Origin of the sequence: Pseudomonas sp. PvP027, from assembly GCF_017833005.1 — a bacterium.
GTDB lineage: Bacteria > Pseudomonadota > Gammaproteobacteria > Pseudomonadales > Pseudomonadaceae > Aquipseudomonas > Aquipseudomonas congelans.
Map to the genome: position 1 here is coordinate 363885 of NZ_JAFIBK010000001.1, position 15072 is coordinate 378956.

13 protein-coding genes are annotated in these 15072 nt (G+C 60.1%); 3 read left to right on the top strand and 10 right to left on the bottom strand.

Going from position 1 to position 15072, the window contains the following annotated elements; translation table 11 throughout:
• Window positions 1-278: 278 nt before the first annotated feature.
• The 10 genes from JOE33_RS01240 to JOE33_RS01285 all read right to left on the bottom strand — a co-directional run bounded on the left by JOE33_RS01240 (window position 279) and on the right by JOE33_RS01285 (window position 11458).
• The gene (locus JOE33_RS01240; protein WP_187626034.1) at window positions 279-2687 is read right to left on the bottom strand and encodes a TonB-dependent receptor; all 2409 of its coding nucleotides are present in this window, start codon (window positions 2685-2687) and stop codon (window positions 279-281) included.
• 69 nt (window positions 2688-2756) lie between these two features.
• Entirely contained in the window at window positions 2757-3722 is a 966-nt protein-coding gene (locus JOE33_RS01245; RefSeq protein WP_096102093.1) for a FecR family protein, read from the bottom strand.
• Entirely contained in the window at window positions 3719-4228 is a 510-nt protein-coding gene (locus JOE33_RS01250) for a sigma-70 family RNA polymerase sigma factor (RefSeq protein WP_010429232.1), read from the bottom strand. Before JOE33_RS01250 ends, JOE33_RS01245 begins: the two co-directional genes overlap by 4 nt.
• 268 nt (window positions 4229-4496) lie before the next feature.
• Window positions 4497-5672 carry an MFS transporter gene (locus JOE33_RS01255; RefSeq protein ID WP_096125913.1) on the bottom strand — a complete coding sequence of 392 codons (1176 nt, stop codon included), beginning with the start codon at window positions 5670-5672 and terminating at the stop codon, window positions 4497-4499.
• Window positions 5673-5694: 22 nt separating this feature from the next.
• A complete protein-coding gene (locus JOE33_RS01260) occupies window positions 5695-6315 on the bottom strand; it encodes a hypothetical protein (RefSeq protein ID WP_096125912.1) in 621 nt (206 codons plus the stop codon).
• Window positions 6316-6325: 10 nt separating this feature from the next.
• The gene (locus tag JOE33_RS01265) at window positions 6326-7807 is read right to left on the bottom strand and encodes an aminotransferase class III-fold pyridoxal phosphate-dependent enzyme (RefSeq protein WP_096125911.1); all 1482 of its coding nucleotides are present in this window, start codon (window positions 7805-7807) and stop codon (window positions 6326-6328) included.
• Window positions 7804-8487 carry a class II aldolase/adducin family protein gene (locus JOE33_RS01270; protein ID WP_010429244.1) on the bottom strand — a complete coding sequence of 228 codons (684 nt, stop codon included), beginning with the start codon at window positions 8485-8487 and terminating at the stop codon, window positions 7804-7806. Before JOE33_RS01270 ends, JOE33_RS01265 begins: the two co-directional genes overlap by 4 nt.
• Complete coding sequence (locus JOE33_RS01275; protein WP_187626035.1) at window positions 8484-10112, bottom strand: FGGY-family carbohydrate kinase; 1629 nt, start codon at window positions 10110-10112, stop codon at window positions 8484-8486. The genes JOE33_RS01270 and JOE33_RS01275 overlap by 4 nt, the downstream gene beginning before the upstream one ends.
• A gap of 10 nt (window positions 10113-10122) precedes the next feature.
• Window positions 10123-11004 carry a TorF family putative porin gene (locus JOE33_RS01280; RefSeq protein WP_010429249.1) on the bottom strand — a complete coding sequence of 294 codons (882 nt, stop codon included), beginning with the start codon at window positions 11002-11004 and terminating at the stop codon, window positions 10123-10125.
• A gap of 28 nt (window positions 11005-11032) precedes the next feature.
• Complete coding sequence (locus JOE33_RS01285) at window positions 11033-11458, bottom strand: DUF2147 domain-containing protein (protein WP_010429252.1); 426 nt, start codon at window positions 11456-11458, stop codon at window positions 11033-11035.
• A gap of 161 nt (window positions 11459-11619) precedes the next feature.
• Here JOE33_RS01285 and JOE33_RS01290 point away from each other — a divergent pair, with 161 nt between their 5' ends.
• The 3 genes from JOE33_RS01290 (at window position 11620) to JOE33_RS01300 (ending at window position 14955) form a co-directional block, all read left to right on the top strand.
• On the top strand, window positions 11620-12303 hold the full coding sequence (locus tag JOE33_RS01290; RefSeq protein WP_010429254.1) for a TetR/AcrR family transcriptional regulator: 684 nt from the start codon (window positions 11620-11622) through the stop codon (window positions 12301-12303).
• A 190-nt stretch (window positions 12304-12493) separates the two neighbouring features.
• Window positions 12494-13930, top strand: a complete 1437-nt coding sequence (locus JOE33_RS01295) for a coniferyl aldehyde dehydrogenase (protein WP_187626036.1) — start codon at window positions 12494-12496, stop codon at window positions 13928-13930.
• 356 nt (window positions 13931-14286) lie between these two features.
• Window positions 14287-14955, top strand: a complete 669-nt coding sequence (locus tag JOE33_RS01300; protein ID WP_187626037.1) for a LuxR C-terminal-related transcriptional regulator — start codon at window positions 14287-14289, stop codon at window positions 14953-14955.
• Window positions 14956-15072 lie beyond the last annotated feature (117 nt).

Consider the following 15072-nt stretch of genomic DNA (forward strand, 5'->3'; position numbering starts at 1 on the left):
AAAAAAAAGATGAAATTTAAATGAAGACGATTGCTGGCCCAATAATAAAAAAGGCACGCAGTTATACCGATAGGATTAATCGGTATAACTCAATGTGCCACCATTCAACGTGTGCACTTTTATTCTGGCGACAGGGCAAAAGAGCCTGTTTAAATAACAGACGCTTGTGTCGCCGTATTGAGGTTAATTATTTAATACTGCACACAGGTTATCCCTCGATGAGGACTGCCAGTCGTTCGATATACACGTGAGCCCCTCCCTGGGCGTCACGTATCGACTCAGAAACCGATAGTGGCCGACAACAGATAGGTGCGCGGTGTCGACAGGGTCAGCCCCGGCTCGCTGTCATCCGACGCGCCGGCCGAACTCCAGTAATACTTGTTCATCACGTTCTCGACATTGGCCCGCAAGGTGATGTCCTTCTGATCGACCTTGAAGGCATACCGCGCCCCTACGTCGAAACGCTCCGATGAATCGATGCTTTTGCTGTTCGCCTGATCCAGATACTGCGAACCGGTGTAGATGCCCCGTCCAGTCAGGGTCAGGCCGTTGACGCCCGGGACGTCCCATTCGGCGCCCAGATTGACGTTGTACTTGGGCGTTGCCGGTGCGCGGTTGCCGTCGAATGTGCCGTTGACGGTATTGGTCAGTTCGCTGTCGATGTACATCACCCCGCCGAGCAGACGGAAACCCTTCATCGGCTCACCGAACATGGTCAGTTCGACACCGTCGTTACGGCGCTTGCCGTTGGGGCCGAATACACGCGAGGCGGTATTGGTCTCGTAGGCTGGTTGCTTGATACGGAATACGCTGGCGGTGAAAGCGAATGACCCCAGGTCATACTTGGCGCCGACCTCGACCTGACGGCTGACGAACGGCGGGAAGATCTGGTCTTCGTTCACCGAGGTAGACGGAGCGATCTTGCCCTGACTCAGGCCTTCCATGTAGTTGGCGTACACCGAAAAATCATCGGTGACCTTGTACAGAATGCCGCCTGATGGTGAGACCTTTTCCTCGTCGTACGCGGTGTCGCCCTTCACGTTATCGGTCCAGTCATCAACCTTGACACGCTGCCAGCGCGCGCCGAGTGTCAGCAGCAGGCGGTCCTCGAAGAATCCCAGCGTGTCGGTCAGCGCCACACCGCTGAAGCGGTTCTCGGTATAGACCTTGGAGTCGGCCCGCGTGGGGTTCGAGGGTGTCGGCGTGTCGACCGGGTTGTAGAGATTGCTTGGCGCGGCCGCGTAGCGCGCACCACCGTTTTCAAAGTCCATGTAGAAGTAGCTGGCAGCCAGATTGACCTCGTGGCTGACCGGTCCGGTGTTGAACCAGCTGCGTGCACCGGCAGTGGCTGTGCGAACATTTTCGTCACGGGTGAAATCTCGCGGCTGAACGCTGAAGTCGCCTGCGTCGTTGGTGACCGATACCGCATGGCGCAGGAACTCATGGTTACTTTTACGCGCGCCGACACCGCCGTAGAGCATCACCGAGTCGCTGAGGTCGTATTCGGCATTCACTGCACCGAAAGTATCCTTGGTACGCGCCTTGCTCCAGGACTGCGCATAGTTGTCGCGCACATCGTTGGCGTTGGGCACCTTCGCGTTGGCACCGACCTGCACGCGTTCCTGCGGAGCATCGGTGTCGCGTTCGGTGTGCCCGATGTCCGTCGAAAGACGCAGCCGGTCGCCGCGGAAATCCAGGCCCAGCACAGCCATGTCGCGATCGACGCTCTGGTGATCCCACTCAGTGTCGCCGGACTGCTTCACACCGTTGAAGCGGATCCCGAACTTGTCGTCCTCGCCAAACCGACGGGCGACATCGACTGCGGCACCCACCTGCCCCTTGGAGGCATAGCTGGTAGTGAGCTCGGTGATCGGTTTGTCCGTCGCGCGTTTGGGGACCACGTTGATCCCGCCACCGACACTGCCTCGCGGCGAAATGCCGTTGATCAACTGGCTCGGCCCCTTGAGGATGTCCACCCGTTCGGCCATTTCCATGTCGATCGTGTAAGTGGGCAGGATGCCGTACAGGCCGTTGTAGGAAACGTCACTGTTGAACAGGCTGAAACCGCGAATGGTGAACTGCTCGTAACGTCCACCTGCAGGGTTGGTGGCGCGCACCGACGGGTCACTGGCGATCAGATCGCCAAGGGTGCGGGCCTGCTGGTTCTTCACCGCGTCCTTGGTGTAGGTGGTCATGCTGAATGGTGTTTCCATGAAGTCCCGCGAACCCAGCATGCCTTGCGAGCCTTTGCGCGCTACCTGACCGCCCGCGTATTCCTGACCGTCCGTGAACCCGCTGTCACCAACGATCGACGTGGGCGCGAGTTGCAAACCTGCACTGGCGCTTTCAGGTGCCGGGATCAGCGTGTAAGCCTGCTCTCCGACGGGCATCAGCTGCAGGCCGGAACCTTGCAGCAGGCGCGCAAAACCTTCTTCGACCGCAAATTCGCCGGACAGCCCCGAACTGTTTCGACCGTTCACCAGCGCAGGGTCTACCGACAGATTGACCCCGGCCTGTCCGGCAAAGCGGGTGAGCGCGGCACTCAGGCTGCCGGCCGGCACCTCATAGGCGCGTCTGCCCGCCGTGTCGGCCCAACTGGTCGAGATGAACAACGGGCTGGAACTCAGCGTCAGCAACAGGCTGAAATGCAAAAGTGGACGCAAACGGTAGGAAGACACTGCGGACATAGAGGGAAGCTCTCGTATTTTTTGTGCACTTACCTGGAATGACCAGCGAGACAAAAAAAAGGGACAGCGTTACGCACTATTTTTTGTCGAAATATTTTTTCGAGGCACCAGGGTCACCCAATAGCGGGTGCGCATCTGCACCTCCACCGGCAGACTGGCCGCCAGCAACGACAGCACGCGGTCGGTATTGTCGAGCCTGAAACTGCCGGTCACCCGAAGGTTTTCCAGCGCCGGTTCCCAGCGCAGCAGGCCCGGACGGTAACGACCCAGCTCGCGAAGGAAATCGCCCAACGACTGGTTCTGTGCGGTCAGTACATCGTCGCGCCAGCCAGGCAGCAAGGCGTCGAAGGCACTCACGGGACTGACGCCGCTCTGCTGCAGAGTGACCTGCTGCTGAGCATTCAAGGTCAGCACCGGCCCACGCAAGGGATAAAGCTGCACCGTGCCGCTGACCACCGAGACCCGGCAGTCGCTGGCGTTGAGACGCACACAGACTTCGCTCCGACCGACCACGATGCGCCCGTAAGGACCGTTGATGGTCAGCGGTGCGCTGCCAGGCACCTTGAGGGCTATTTCGCCCCGTACAAGGGTGACTTGCCGCGCGCCCATATCGACGTTCACCGCGCTGTCGGTATTGAGTTGCAAAGTGCTGCCATCGGCCAGCGACAGGCGCTTGTGCTCGCCGACGGCGGTTTGCAGGTCGGCACGCCAGACATCCAGCGGCAACTGACGCCCCAGCAGCCAGACAGCAGGGACGAGTGTCACGGCGCCCAGCGCTCTTTTCAGCGTCGCGCGCCTGGCCTTGTCAGGACGATCCAGCGTCGCCATGGCCAGGTTGGCAGGCAGACCGAAAAAACGCTGACGCAGCTGTTGGGCCTTTTGCCAGGCGCGTTCATGGCTGGCGGAGCTGTCACGCCAGTGTTGCAGCATGGCGTGATCTTCATCGCTGGCACCGCCGGACTCGAGAAGCGCCAGCCACTGCGCCGCTTTGCGTACGACCTCGCGTTCTTCGTTCGAAGGTGCCGGACGAATCACCAGTCCACCAGCAGACAGTGTTCGTAGGCTTGCGCCATATAGCGTTTGACGGTGCGTTCGGAAACGCTCAGGCGTTCGGCGATTTCCCGATAGCCCAGCCCCTCGAGCTGACTCCAGAGAAACGCCCGCCGCACCACTGCCGACAAGCCATCGAGCAGTTCGTCCAGCGCCTGCAGGGTCTCCAGCAGCAGCCAGCGCTGCTCCGGGGACGGCACGCTTTCTTCAGGCAACTGCGCCAGGGCTTCCAGGTAAGCCTGTTCAAGGCTGCGGCGTGTGTAGAAGTTACTGAGCAGGCGCTTGCCCACTGTCAGCAGATAGGCACGCGGCTCCTGCATGTCGGCGATCTGCTGGGAGCTGGAGAGCACGCGCAGGAACGTATCCTGACTCAGGTCCGCAGCATCCCAGGCATTGCCCATGCGTCTGCGCAGCCAGCTTTCCAGCCAGCCATGATGATCGCGGTACAGGGAATGCAAGGTCTGCTGTGATAGCGTCGCTGCTTCAGTCATGTCAAAAGCCTTGAGCGATGGGATGCGCCAAATGAGACTGATTCTAATTAGTGTTATATCCCGAGTCCACGCTCTTTTTTTCAAAAAGCCCATCGCCACTGCGTGAAATCGGGGTTATCAGCCCGCAACACGTTGATCCGCGCTGCATCCGGGTGATTCACCTGGACGGCAAATGAGCGCTGAAAAGGCGCCCTGCGTGTCCTGTTTGTACGTTTTCCGAGACAAAGCCTGCCAGCATCGGAGACGTTACTGTGACGTACACCGCCAATCAAACCCCGCCCACAACCCCAACCCTTCTATCAACTGCCCGCCGGTGCAGCAGCGCGATCAGGCACAAGGCCGTTACCGACAGCCAGACGCTGACCAGCAGCACCGGTTGAGCGTTGTCGCCCGATACCCACTGCGACGCCAGCAGCGGTCCGAAGGCGCAGCCCAGCAGTTGCATGCCCGGAATGAGCCCTGCGATGCGTCCCGATGGATCGATTTGCAGCGCGATGCGCACCTGAAACGGCGTGAGCATCAGGTAGATCAGGGCAAACAATGCGCACAGGCCCAGGAATACGGTTACCCCCTGATCGGCTGTTATGTACATGCCCAATGCAATGCCGGCCAGGAGAAACGCGGCAGCGGCCAACATCGAGTAATCAGGCACCCTGCGTACCAGCAGAATGCCCAGGCAGCCGCCCAGCACCTGCATGAACAACATTGCGGACACCAGCAACTGAGCGGCATGAGCGCCCAGCCCCGCGTGAATACCCAGCGGTTCCAGATACGCCCACAGCCCGCCGACGGCCGAGAGCTGCATGAACACCAGCACCAACAGCAGCACTTGCTTCAGATTCCATTTGAACCCCGTTGTCTCCGGCTGCCTGTCAGGCTGCTGCGGCAAGCGTCCGGGTAACCAGGCAACGAACAGCACTGAGCTTGCGGTCAGTATTCCCAGAAACACGAATCCTGCATGGACACTCCGATCAGGCAGTATCAGGTACGCGAGCGCTGCGGCCATCAGTGCCTGGGCCAGAGTCTGGATGACCATGAACACACCTGCCACCCGGTCTGGCGCAGGCCCTTGAACGATAAGGCTGACGGCGCCCCATAACAGCAGGCCCTCGGCCAGCCCCGCCAGCGCACGTGCGGCGGTCAACGGCCCGTCGCCGCTGACAGTGGCCGTGACCAGATCCATTCCGGCCGCGCACAGGATGGCGATGACCGTCAGCAGGCGCAGGTTGAGCATCGATCGCAGCAGGTCACCCAGCACCACTCCGAGCCCCAACGCGACAATTTCACCCATCGCGACCAGCCCGACACCTTCCAGCGATACGTGGTCTTGCGCCAGTAACTCGCCAAGAAGCAATGGTTGCAGCCCTACCATCAGCACCGCGACAGAGCCCAGTGCCAAGGCGGCACTCAGGTGCCTGCGGGTTACAGCGGACGACGTTTGCATGGCATGCGCCTCTTCGGAAGTTTCAGTAACCGCGGGTTTCGGGTGGAATCCGGCCTTCGGCAAAACAGAGCGCCGCCCGCTTCTCGTCTTTCATCAGCCTTCCGTTGGCCACCAGCACCACCCACCAAGGCAGTAGCGTGAGGTGCGTACCGCATGCCTTGGCCAGCGTGTAGGCCTTGGCGCATTTCTCGAACAACTCTGCGTTGAGGACCATTCGCGCTCCTGTAGTGCCCATGACCACCGGGGTGCTGTCGATCACCGCAGCATTGCCTCCGCGCTTCAACAGGCGCGGCAACGGTTGCACAGAACTGGCGGGCGCAGCCATATGGCCTATATGGCGTGCCTGCTCATCAAATAGAATCGGCAGGACTCCGCCAAAATCCACCAGGCTTTTGGCAAAGGCACCGCCGCCGAGCAGGATGGCGCCGACGTCAGCACGGGCCCGGTAGATCGCCGCGTGCGTCTGGCCATCGCCCGCTGCCGCGTGGTTGCAATCCACAATCTGCGGCGCCAGGTCGTCGAGTTTGCCCAGCCACATGCTCTGCTCGCCCGGCAAGCGCAACGAAACACTGCTGTGCGAGTCCACCTGACCCATCAGGCGTTCACGCAGATCAAACCACTGCTGTCGAAGTGAATCGCGCATGCTGCTCACCTCACACCAGTTGGAAGACAGTGTCGAAGCGTTCGAGCGCATCGTCGATGACGTCGTCGGTGTCAGCCAGGCTGGTGTACAAACGGCTGCCAGCCAGCGTGATCAGACCGTGAGCGGTATACGCGGCGCCCATCTCTTCCATCATGTGCTTGCGGGTCTTGGCTTCATTGCGCGCCCTCAGCAGCTTGAGCGGGTTGCCGGTATCGAGCAGCAGGACGCCGGACGTCTGCAGATGAACAATTGAGCCCATGTTGTAAGCCACATAGGGCAAGCCGCGTCGATTGATGATCTCTTCCAGGCCAGCGCGCATGCGGTCGCCCGCCCTGCCCGCCAGCGCCGGCGCGTTCAGGCGGCGGGCTTCGATCAGCGCGTAATAACCGGCGACGCATGACAACGGATTGGCCGACAGCGTGCCGCCGACGAACGCCCGTCGCGAAGAGGTGCCGATGCCACCGGCAAGCAATTGCATCACGTCCCGGCGGCCGCCAATGGCACCCGCCATGGGATAGCCCCCGGTCAGGCATTTACCCAGTACCGTAATGTCCGGCATGACATTGAAATACGCCTGCGCGCCGCCAAGACCGGCGCGAAACCCGGTCACCACTTCGTCAAAGATAAGCAGGGCATCGAATTCGTTGCACAGCGCCCGCAGTTGCCGGTTGAAGTCCGCGTGTACCGGACGCGTGCCGCTTTCCGGGCCAAAAGGTTCGACCATAATGGCTGCGGTGCCACCACGCAGGCGATTGATTTGCAGCCTGCGGCGCAATGCATCGAGATTGTTGGGCGGGCTCTCCTGAGTGTTCGCGGTGGCGCCTCGCGGGATTCCCACCGCTTCCATGCGGCCGGTACCCGGCAAACGCATGCCATAGACAAGCTGGTCGCTCCAGCCGTGATAGGCGCCGCCGATTTTGATCACCCATTTCTTGCGGGTGTAGGCACGGGCCAGGCGAACCGCGGCCATGACCGCCTCGGTGCCCGAGCCCAGCAAGCGCAGCATGTCGACACCCGGCATCAATTCGCAGACCAGTTCCGCCAGTTTGACCTCGTACTCGTGCAGCAAGCCGGTCACCGGCCCGCATTCATCGAGAATCCGGTCAACCTGTTCGCGAATGGCCGGGTGATTGGAGCCCAGCAACGTCGGGCCACCTGCCTGTAGAAAGTCGGTGTAGCGATTGCCATCGACATCGGTCAGGTGCGCACCGTGGGCCTGGGCGAAGGCCAGCGGAAACGGATAGTTGAACGCCAGGTTGTGTTGCACGCCTCCCGGTATGACCTTTTTGGCAGCCTCGGAAAGCCGCTTCGAGCCCTGGCAGCGCTCGTCGAAATAGCCCATGACCTTGTTCATCGCATCGCGCTTGATCGGGCGAATCGGCTGTTTTACCAGTTCATCGAAGCGGCGATAGAGTGAATCGACATCGGGCCATTGCGATACGGCCGACGCGGGAATGTCAGGGAGGTTGGCAGGATCGAGAGGTCTGTTCATGATTGAGTCTCTGTAAAAGTCTGAGGGCTGAGGGCGTGCGAGCCGGCACTGGTCAACGCGTCGATCAGGCGTGCTATCGCAACGCGTGATTCGGGTTTGCCACGGCTGTTGGCTTTGATCTGGTTGAGAAGATGGTCACGGCAGAATGTTTCCAGGTCTTCCAGGCGCTTCAGGGTGGCTTCTATGTCCGCCCCACAGCAAAGAACGCCGTGATTGCGCATCAGGTAGGCGTTTTGGTCAGGCCGGATGGCCTTTTCCAGCTTGCCCGCCAGCCAGCCGGAACCGGACGGCGCATAACCCACCAACTGAATCCGCCGCCCCAGCGATTGCCATAGCGGCGGGTAAGGTACGTCCAGCGATTTGCCGAACAATGTGCAGGCGCTGGCCAGTGGTTGATGGGTATGGATGCTGCAATTGACGTCCGGGCGACTGCGCAGGACTTTCGCGTGCAGCTCGCTTTCAACCGAGGGCGAACGTTCGCCCGACAGCTGCTTGAGGTCCTTGAGTCGCAATACGCAGACGTCCTCTGGCCGCATGCTGAAGTAGTCGGTGGCCGACGGAGTGACCGCGATGTGCAACGCGTCGATACGCAGCGCAAGGTTGCCGCCGGTTGCGGCAAAGAAGCCGCGGCGTGACAGATGCCGCGACAGGTCGACGATCTGCTGTTGAACATTGCTCATGGTGTCGTCTCCTGCGATGGGTTCAACCTGCGATAGAGCGGCGCCAGGCGTTTGCGGACTTCCTTGAACGTGGCAAAGCGGTCGTCATACAGGTTGCGGGTGGATTCAGAGGGTTCGTACAGCCGATGCTGCCGTTGCAGGGCCGGCAGATCGTTGAACTGCAGTTTTTCGAGGGCTACTGCGGCAATGAAGGCGGCGCCGCGTGCATTGGTCTGAATCGGGTTATGCGGTTGCTGAATGACCCGCCCGCAGACATCAGCCATGATCTGGCACCACACATCCGATTGCGCTCCGCCGCCCGTGGCGACGATGGCTCCGCGCGACTGGCCGATAAACTGCGAGAACGGTTCCAGCATCCAGCGCGTGTTATGCGCAACGCCCTCCATGAACGCCCGGATGATGTCTTCCCGCGAATGCTCGAGTTTCAGGTTGATCAGGCCGGCACGCAGGCTCGGATCACCTACCGGAGAGCGCTCGCCACACAGCCATGGCGTGTAGATCAGCCCCCGCGACCCCGGTGGCACTCGGGCGGCGATGCGGTCCAGCAAGGCATACACATCCGGTTGCTGCTCATCGCTCAACAGCTCGTCCGGGTGATACAGCACCTTGTCGCGCAGAAACGACAGATTGGCGCCCGCAGCCGATTGCATTGCCATCGCCAGATAGCGGCCCTTGACCGCACTGGGTACCGCAGCGATGTGATGACGGACACTGGATTTCTTGAACGGCACGTGAGCGCCGACCCACGACGAGGTGCCCAGATAAAGATGCGGAGCGAAGTCGCGTACGGTGGCACCAACGGCCACGGCCGAGGTGTCCACGGCACCCGCGACCACAGGTGTGGATCGAAGCAGCCCCAGGGCATCGGCGAGCTCGGGCTTCAAGGTGCCGATGACGTCTGTCGAGCCCACCAGTTCAGGCAGTTTGCCTGCGTCGATACCCAGTGCCCTGATCAGGCTGTCGTCGTAACGGATGTGATGAGGATCGCGATTGTCGGTCACCCAGGCGGTCAGCATCGAGTCACCCGTGGCGCAGAAACGCCCCGACAAGCGCATGTTCATATAGTCGAGCACATTCAGAAACTTGTGCGTCTTGTCATACCTTGCCGGGTCGTGGTCAAGGATGTAGGCCATGTGCCCGGCCGAGTCCATGCCGGACAGTGACGCTACACCGCCGGTCAGTCGCAGCGATTTCCAGAGTTTGAGCGGCCCGTAGCCACCCAGATTGCACCAGCCTCCGCCCATGCGTTTTTTGATCGAGTCGGCGCCGCGTTTATCCAGCCACAGCAGCGCCCGGCCGATCGCGGCCCCCTCGCGGTCGACACAGACTGTGCCTTCGCTTTGCGTCGAACAACACACGGCCACGACCTGACGACGCCTGAGCGGGTCGGCTGCCAGCAATTCGTGGGCACCGAGCAGAAACGCGTTCCACCAGTCCTCGGGTTCCTGCTCGGCACTCAGACCACTGACGTGCAACGGCACACCGTGAAACGCCCAGGCGCGGATGTCGCCCTCCATGGAGACCAGAGCGCACTTGCAGCCGGACGTTCCCAGGTCGATCGCGAGGACGAGTTGCTCCAGACCGGTAGCCGCCTCAGGCGTCCGGGAAATGAAAAGCGAAGTCATAAAGGTCTACTCAGAATGTGCGGGAAATCGACGCTACCCAGCGGCTGCCGTCCGTAGTGCGCACATGTCCGTCGTCCTCGGCCATATACAGCTCGCGCGCCCTGGTCCTGGTCGTTACCCAGTCGAGCCCCCAGTCGAAACCCCACCAGTGATGGACCAGACCTGCGCCATAATCGGCAAAGTCGGCCTCGGAGAAGTTTTCGATCTGTTGGTAGCCGGCGTGCAGCTTCAAGTTGGTGTTGATGCCCAGCGCGTATTTGTAGTCGAGGTCATAGAGCATGCTGCCCCGGGAGTTGCGGTCACCCTTGGCATAACAATCGAGGCCTTTGGTCGGGTCATCGCGGAACTGCAGTTGCGCGCCACATACCCCGCCGCTGTTGGCACCCCGATAGTTTTTCGAGAGCACCCGGGCGATTCGCCCTTCGAGCGCGCCGTAACCGATTTCAAGCACGGCGAATTGACTGTTGTAATTTGTCGAGTGCTCTTCACCTGGCGTGAACGTCTCGAAATCGAACCGGTTCGGTGCCTTGAACTGAGCCCCCGGAAACATCTCGGCCGCAAGCCCGACGCCGTAGTGCCAGGCATCCGGATCGCCGAAGCGATAGCCGCCAGCCAGCAGTACACCTGCGCCGTCGCCATCGAGAAACTGCTTCTTGCTGACCGTGGTAAATTCGGCCAGCGCCACCAGGCCTGTTTCATGGGCGACCTGAATGGTCACTTTGGCCCCGGGCCGATTCAGCGAATCGGAAATCCCGCGGGTACGAATGTCCGAGCTGACCTTGGCGGTAACATCCACGGCGTAGCTCGACATTTCATCGGCGATGGCCAGCGTCGGGCCTGCTGCGGAGCACAGGGCTGCAGCCATTACATAACAGGTCGTATAAGTGCGCATGATTCTCTCCCACGCTAAAGGGCCGGATTTACGATTTGCAAACCGGGGCAGGAGGCAGTGTTGCGATTCGCTCGAATTGCTCTGTCTTGCCGAGAACTTCGGTGCCGACAAAAGCCCTTACATTGAGGCGTCCATCCTTGACTCGAACGGCGCCCTTATATTTTTTCTGATCACGGGGGTCGTACACCCAGCCATCGCGCCAGGCGTCCTGGTCGTAGCGGGTCAACTGCAGAATCTGTACGCCGCAGTCACTCGATGTCGAGGCCGCATCCTTGACCCAGACAATCTGCCCGCAGATAGCGCCGGCCTTGTCTGCGCAGTCGTCAAGCCTGACCACTGCATCCTTTTCCGCCGTCAGCCAGAGCCCCTTGGCCTCAAGCGGACCGGCAGCAGCATGAATGCCGGTGGAGCACATTAGAACCGAAGAGAGGAAAAACCACTGCCGTACGTTCATCGCGTCACCTTTTTTATTTTTTTGTTTTGACAGACCGTCACAATAACGACGCTTCAGTTATGATAGTCATCGCTACACGATAGTTATAGCTATCATTTTATCGTGCGGCAACTGTTTTTTTGATCGTCATGCTGGCGCCCCACTCTTCCCGAAAGGTACTTATGGCCAGGCTGAAAACCGACATCCACCCCGAGCAGAGCGCCGGGAAAAGCGGTGAACGCAAGAAGCTGCCCGCGCAGCAACGCGCTACCGAAACCTACGAACGCATTCTGGTCGCCACGGCAAACACTTTGTGCGAGGTCGGCATAGAGCGCTTGTCGACCAACCTGGTATGCGAACGGGCCGGCCTTACGCCGCCCGCGCTGTATCGCTATTTCCCCAACAAGTACGCGTTGCTGACGGTGCTGGGTGAACGCCTGCTCGAGAAACAGAACGAGCGGATCGATCACTGGATCACCCCCGAGCTGATTGCAGGCACGCCGCAGGCGCTGGAACAGGCGCTTGCCGAGCTGATCCTGGATACATACCGGGTCACTGACGCCACACTGGGTGGCATGTGGACGCTCAAGGCGCTGAGGGCGGTTCCCGCTCTGGAACATGTGCGGCTCGACTCGCACCGCAGGGTTTCCCAAGCCCAGGCTGCAATTATTGGCAGTGCTTTTCCGGACGCGGATCCCGAACGCATCGCCATGGTTGCCCGCGTCGCGGTGGAAATGATTCACGCGACCATCGAGTTGTTGTTCGACGAACCGCTGGAGCCAGCGAAAACCTGTGCGATGGTGGCGGCGATGATTGTCAGTCATCTGGATCGTCTGGCGTCCGAGCCCGAGCATGGCGAGCAATGATCGCCATGCAGGTTGACCGTTCTGGCCACTTTAACCGGCCGGATCACCCCTCCATCGGTCGGTCAGAGTGCTATACGGTGACGTGAGCCAGGAAATAGACACACCACTGCTGAAGCGCCTGCTCTTATGGCAGGTTCCATTGCTGTCATGCAGCCACTATAAAAAACAACGCAGCCACAGGAGCAGCGTCATGAATCAACCCGCCAGGGTTCCGCCAGATACGACGTTACACGCTGCCGGGCTAATCGAGCTGTTCGAGGCGCAGCAGGCTGCATTCCGTGCTCAAGGCGCGCCTTCCTACGATCAGCGAATCGCAGACCTCAACGCCGTGCTGCGTATGGTCAGCGATAATCAGGACAGGTTGCTCGAGGCGGTCAGCGCAGACTTCGGCAACCGCTCGTTCGACGAAACCCGGCTCGGTGAATTGATGCCGGTGATCAACGGCATCAAGCACATTCGCTCGCACCTCAAGGCATGGATGCGCCCCTCCCGGCGCAAGGCGGGTATGGTTTTCAGGCCCGCCACGGCGCGGGTGGTTTATCAGCCGCTGGGCGTCGTCGGCATTCTGGCTCCGTGGAACTATCCGCTGACGCTGACGCTGGTGCCCTTGATAGAGGCGCTGGCTGCGGGTAACCGGGTGATGATCAAGCCTTCGGAACTGACACCCCGGACCTCCGGGCTGCTCAAGCAGTTGCTGGGCGAAACGTTCCCCGCCAAGCAGGTTGTCGTGGTCACTGGCGACGCCTCGCTGGCGAGCCAGTTCAGTGAGCTGCCTTTTGATCATCTGCTGTTTACCGGTTCAACCCACGTAGGTCGCCAAGTGATGGCGGCGGCCGCACGCAATCTGACACCGGTCACACTGGAGCTGGGCGGCAAGTCGCCAGTGGTAGTGTGCGACGACTTTTCGATCACCAAAGCCGCGCGGATGATCGCTATCGGCAAACTGTTCAACGCCGGTCAGACCTGCGTAGCGCCTGACTATGTCCTCGTCCCGCGCGAACAGGTGGACAGCTTCGCCAGCGAGTGGCTGGCTGCGGCAAAAAAACTTTACCCGACCCTCGATGGCAATCCGGACTACACCTCGATTATCTCCCAACGCCACTATGACCGGCTTATGGCGATGGCCAGTCAGGCCGTCGCGACGGGGGCCAAGGCGTGGCAACACAATGCGCCTGCAACGGTGGGCGAACGCAAGATCGCACCGATGGCATTCACTCAGGTGTCCCTGAAAGCAGATGTCATGTGCGAAGAGATTTTCGGGCCATTGCTGCCGATCCTCGCGTATGACTCTCTGGATGAAGCCATCGCCTTTATCAACGCTCGTCCGGCACCGCTGGCCCTGTATTGCTTTTCCAACGATCAGCCGTCTGTGGACCGGTTGCTGAACCGCACGCAATCCGGCGGCGTGACCATCAATGGCACCATGCTGCATGCGACTCAGGATGACCTGCCCTTCGGTGGCGTCGGCGACAGCGGCACCGGGGCCTATCACGGCTACGAGGGCTTCGTTCGTCTGTCCCACGCCCGCGGTGTTCTCAAACTTGGTCGTTTCAACATGTCCGACAAGGTCTCAGCACCTTACGGACGGCTTACGCGTCTGGTCACCCGGTTCATGATCGGAAAATAGACGCTATCCGAACAGTATTCCCCGCCATGTCGCGACTTTTACAGGCACATGCGCGGGGATCTTGTTCACTCCTACTTCCCGTAACAACATCAGACAGCACCCCATTAACACTGTTAAGCCTGCCCCCTTCTCCAACCTCCTTGCCCGTCGTCCGACCAACGATAATCACTCTTTCTGATAGTGAAGTATTTAGGTAACCTCAGGACGATACTCTTTGCTGTACTCCACTAGAGATGCTCTAGCGGGCATCTAACGCTGCGCTCGCACCGGACACGCCAACGACCAAGTTGATGTGACCGCGCCGTGCTTACAGCGTCTATGACATTGTCAGCAGTTTTAAACTCATGGATGACTAAATGCCTCATACACTACTTCCGCAGATTGGCAGGGCCATAGCCAGCATCGGTAGCGGGAATTTTTCCAGCATGTTCCACAAGCTCATCGACACTCAGCTTGCGGTAGATGCCACGCACCTTTCCTCCCTGCCACAGCCCTGGCAAAGCCCGCCTGTCTCTGCACCAACGGTCTTTAACGAGACCGTGACGTCTTCACGGGGCACGCTGTTGCTCAGTGACTCGATTCATCTTTACCCTGATCGGGCCTCGGAAAGCTTTAGTTGTAAAATAACCGTATTTCGGGCGCTCCCCGCGCATGAATTTTCAGAAAAGGAACGCCGACAGCTAGGCGACATTTCCCCATTACTGTTTTCGATACTTGAAAAACACGTCAACGCCTTGCAATTGTCAATGCCCGGTATCGAGCATAAAAAGCCGGAAAGCATTGAAAAGCGCTTTCAGGAACGGCTGCGCGAAACAGGACTGACGTTGTCCGAACGCGAAACCCAGGTCTGCGTAGGACTGCTCGCCGGGCATACCGCGCTTGAGCAGGCCGAGCGGCTCGCACTCAAGGTCAATACCGTTGGCAGTTACCAGCGCCGTGCGGCGATCAAACTGGGCATCAGCGGTCGGAATTCACTGATGCGCTGGATGTATGGCTCATCGGTGGGCGTTTTTTCAACCTGCTGACCGCCAGTCGATGCAACGGACGGGGCGATGCTAATCGCCCCTCCCGGATATGCCCTCACCGCCTCCTGTGCAAGACCTCCCCCCGCCTGCAATAACGCTTGATCAAGATCCCCCGAC

What these genes read in the sequence shown, in the direction of transcription:
- JOE33_RS01240 (WP_187626034.1), bottom strand. Translation starts at nt 2,687, where the DNA reads ATGTCCGCAGTGTCTTCCTACCGTTTGCGTCCACTTTTGCATTTCAGC.
- JOE33_RS01250 (WP_010429232.1), bottom strand. Translation starts at nt 4,228, where the DNA reads ATGACTGAAGCAGCGACGCTATCACAGCAGACCTTGCATTCCCTGTAC.
- JOE33_RS01255 (WP_096125913.1), bottom strand. Translation starts at nt 5,672, where the DNA reads ATGCAAACGTCGTCCGCTGTAACCCGCAGGCACCTGAGTGCCGCCTTG.
- JOE33_RS01260 (WP_096125912.1), bottom strand. Translation starts at nt 6,315, where the DNA reads ATGCGCGATTCACTTCGACAGCAGTGGTTTGATCTGCGTGAACGCCTG.
- JOE33_RS01265 (WP_096125911.1), bottom strand. Translation starts at nt 7,807, where the DNA reads ATGAACAGACCTCTCGATCCTGCCAACCTCCCTGACATTCCCGCGTCG.
- JOE33_RS01270 (WP_010429244.1), bottom strand. Translation starts at nt 8,487, where the DNA reads ATGAGCAATGTTCAACAGCAGATCGTCGACCTGTCGCGGCATCTGTCA.
- JOE33_RS01275 (WP_187626035.1), bottom strand. Translation starts at nt 10,112, where the DNA reads ATGACTTCGCTTTTCATTTCCCGGACGCCTGAGGCGGCTACCGGTCTG.
- JOE33_RS01280 (WP_010429249.1), bottom strand. Translation starts at nt 11,004, where the DNA reads ATGCGCACTTATACGACCTGTTATGTAATGGCTGCAGCCCTGTGCTCC.
- JOE33_RS01285 (WP_010429252.1), bottom strand. Translation starts at nt 11,458, where the DNA reads ATGAACGTACGGCAGTGGTTTTTCCTCTCTTCGGTTCTAATGTGCTCC.
- JOE33_RS01290 (WP_010429254.1), top strand. Translation starts at nt 11,620, where the DNA reads ATGGCCAGGCTGAAAACCGACATCCACCCCGAGCAGAGCGCCGGGAAA.
- JOE33_RS01295 (WP_187626036.1), top strand. Translation starts at nt 12,494, where the DNA reads ATGAATCAACCCGCCAGGGTTCCGCCAGATACGACGTTACACGCTGCC.
- JOE33_RS01300 (WP_187626037.1), top strand. Translation starts at nt 14,287, where the DNA reads ATGCCTCATACACTACTTCCGCAGATTGGCAGGGCCATAGCCAGCATC.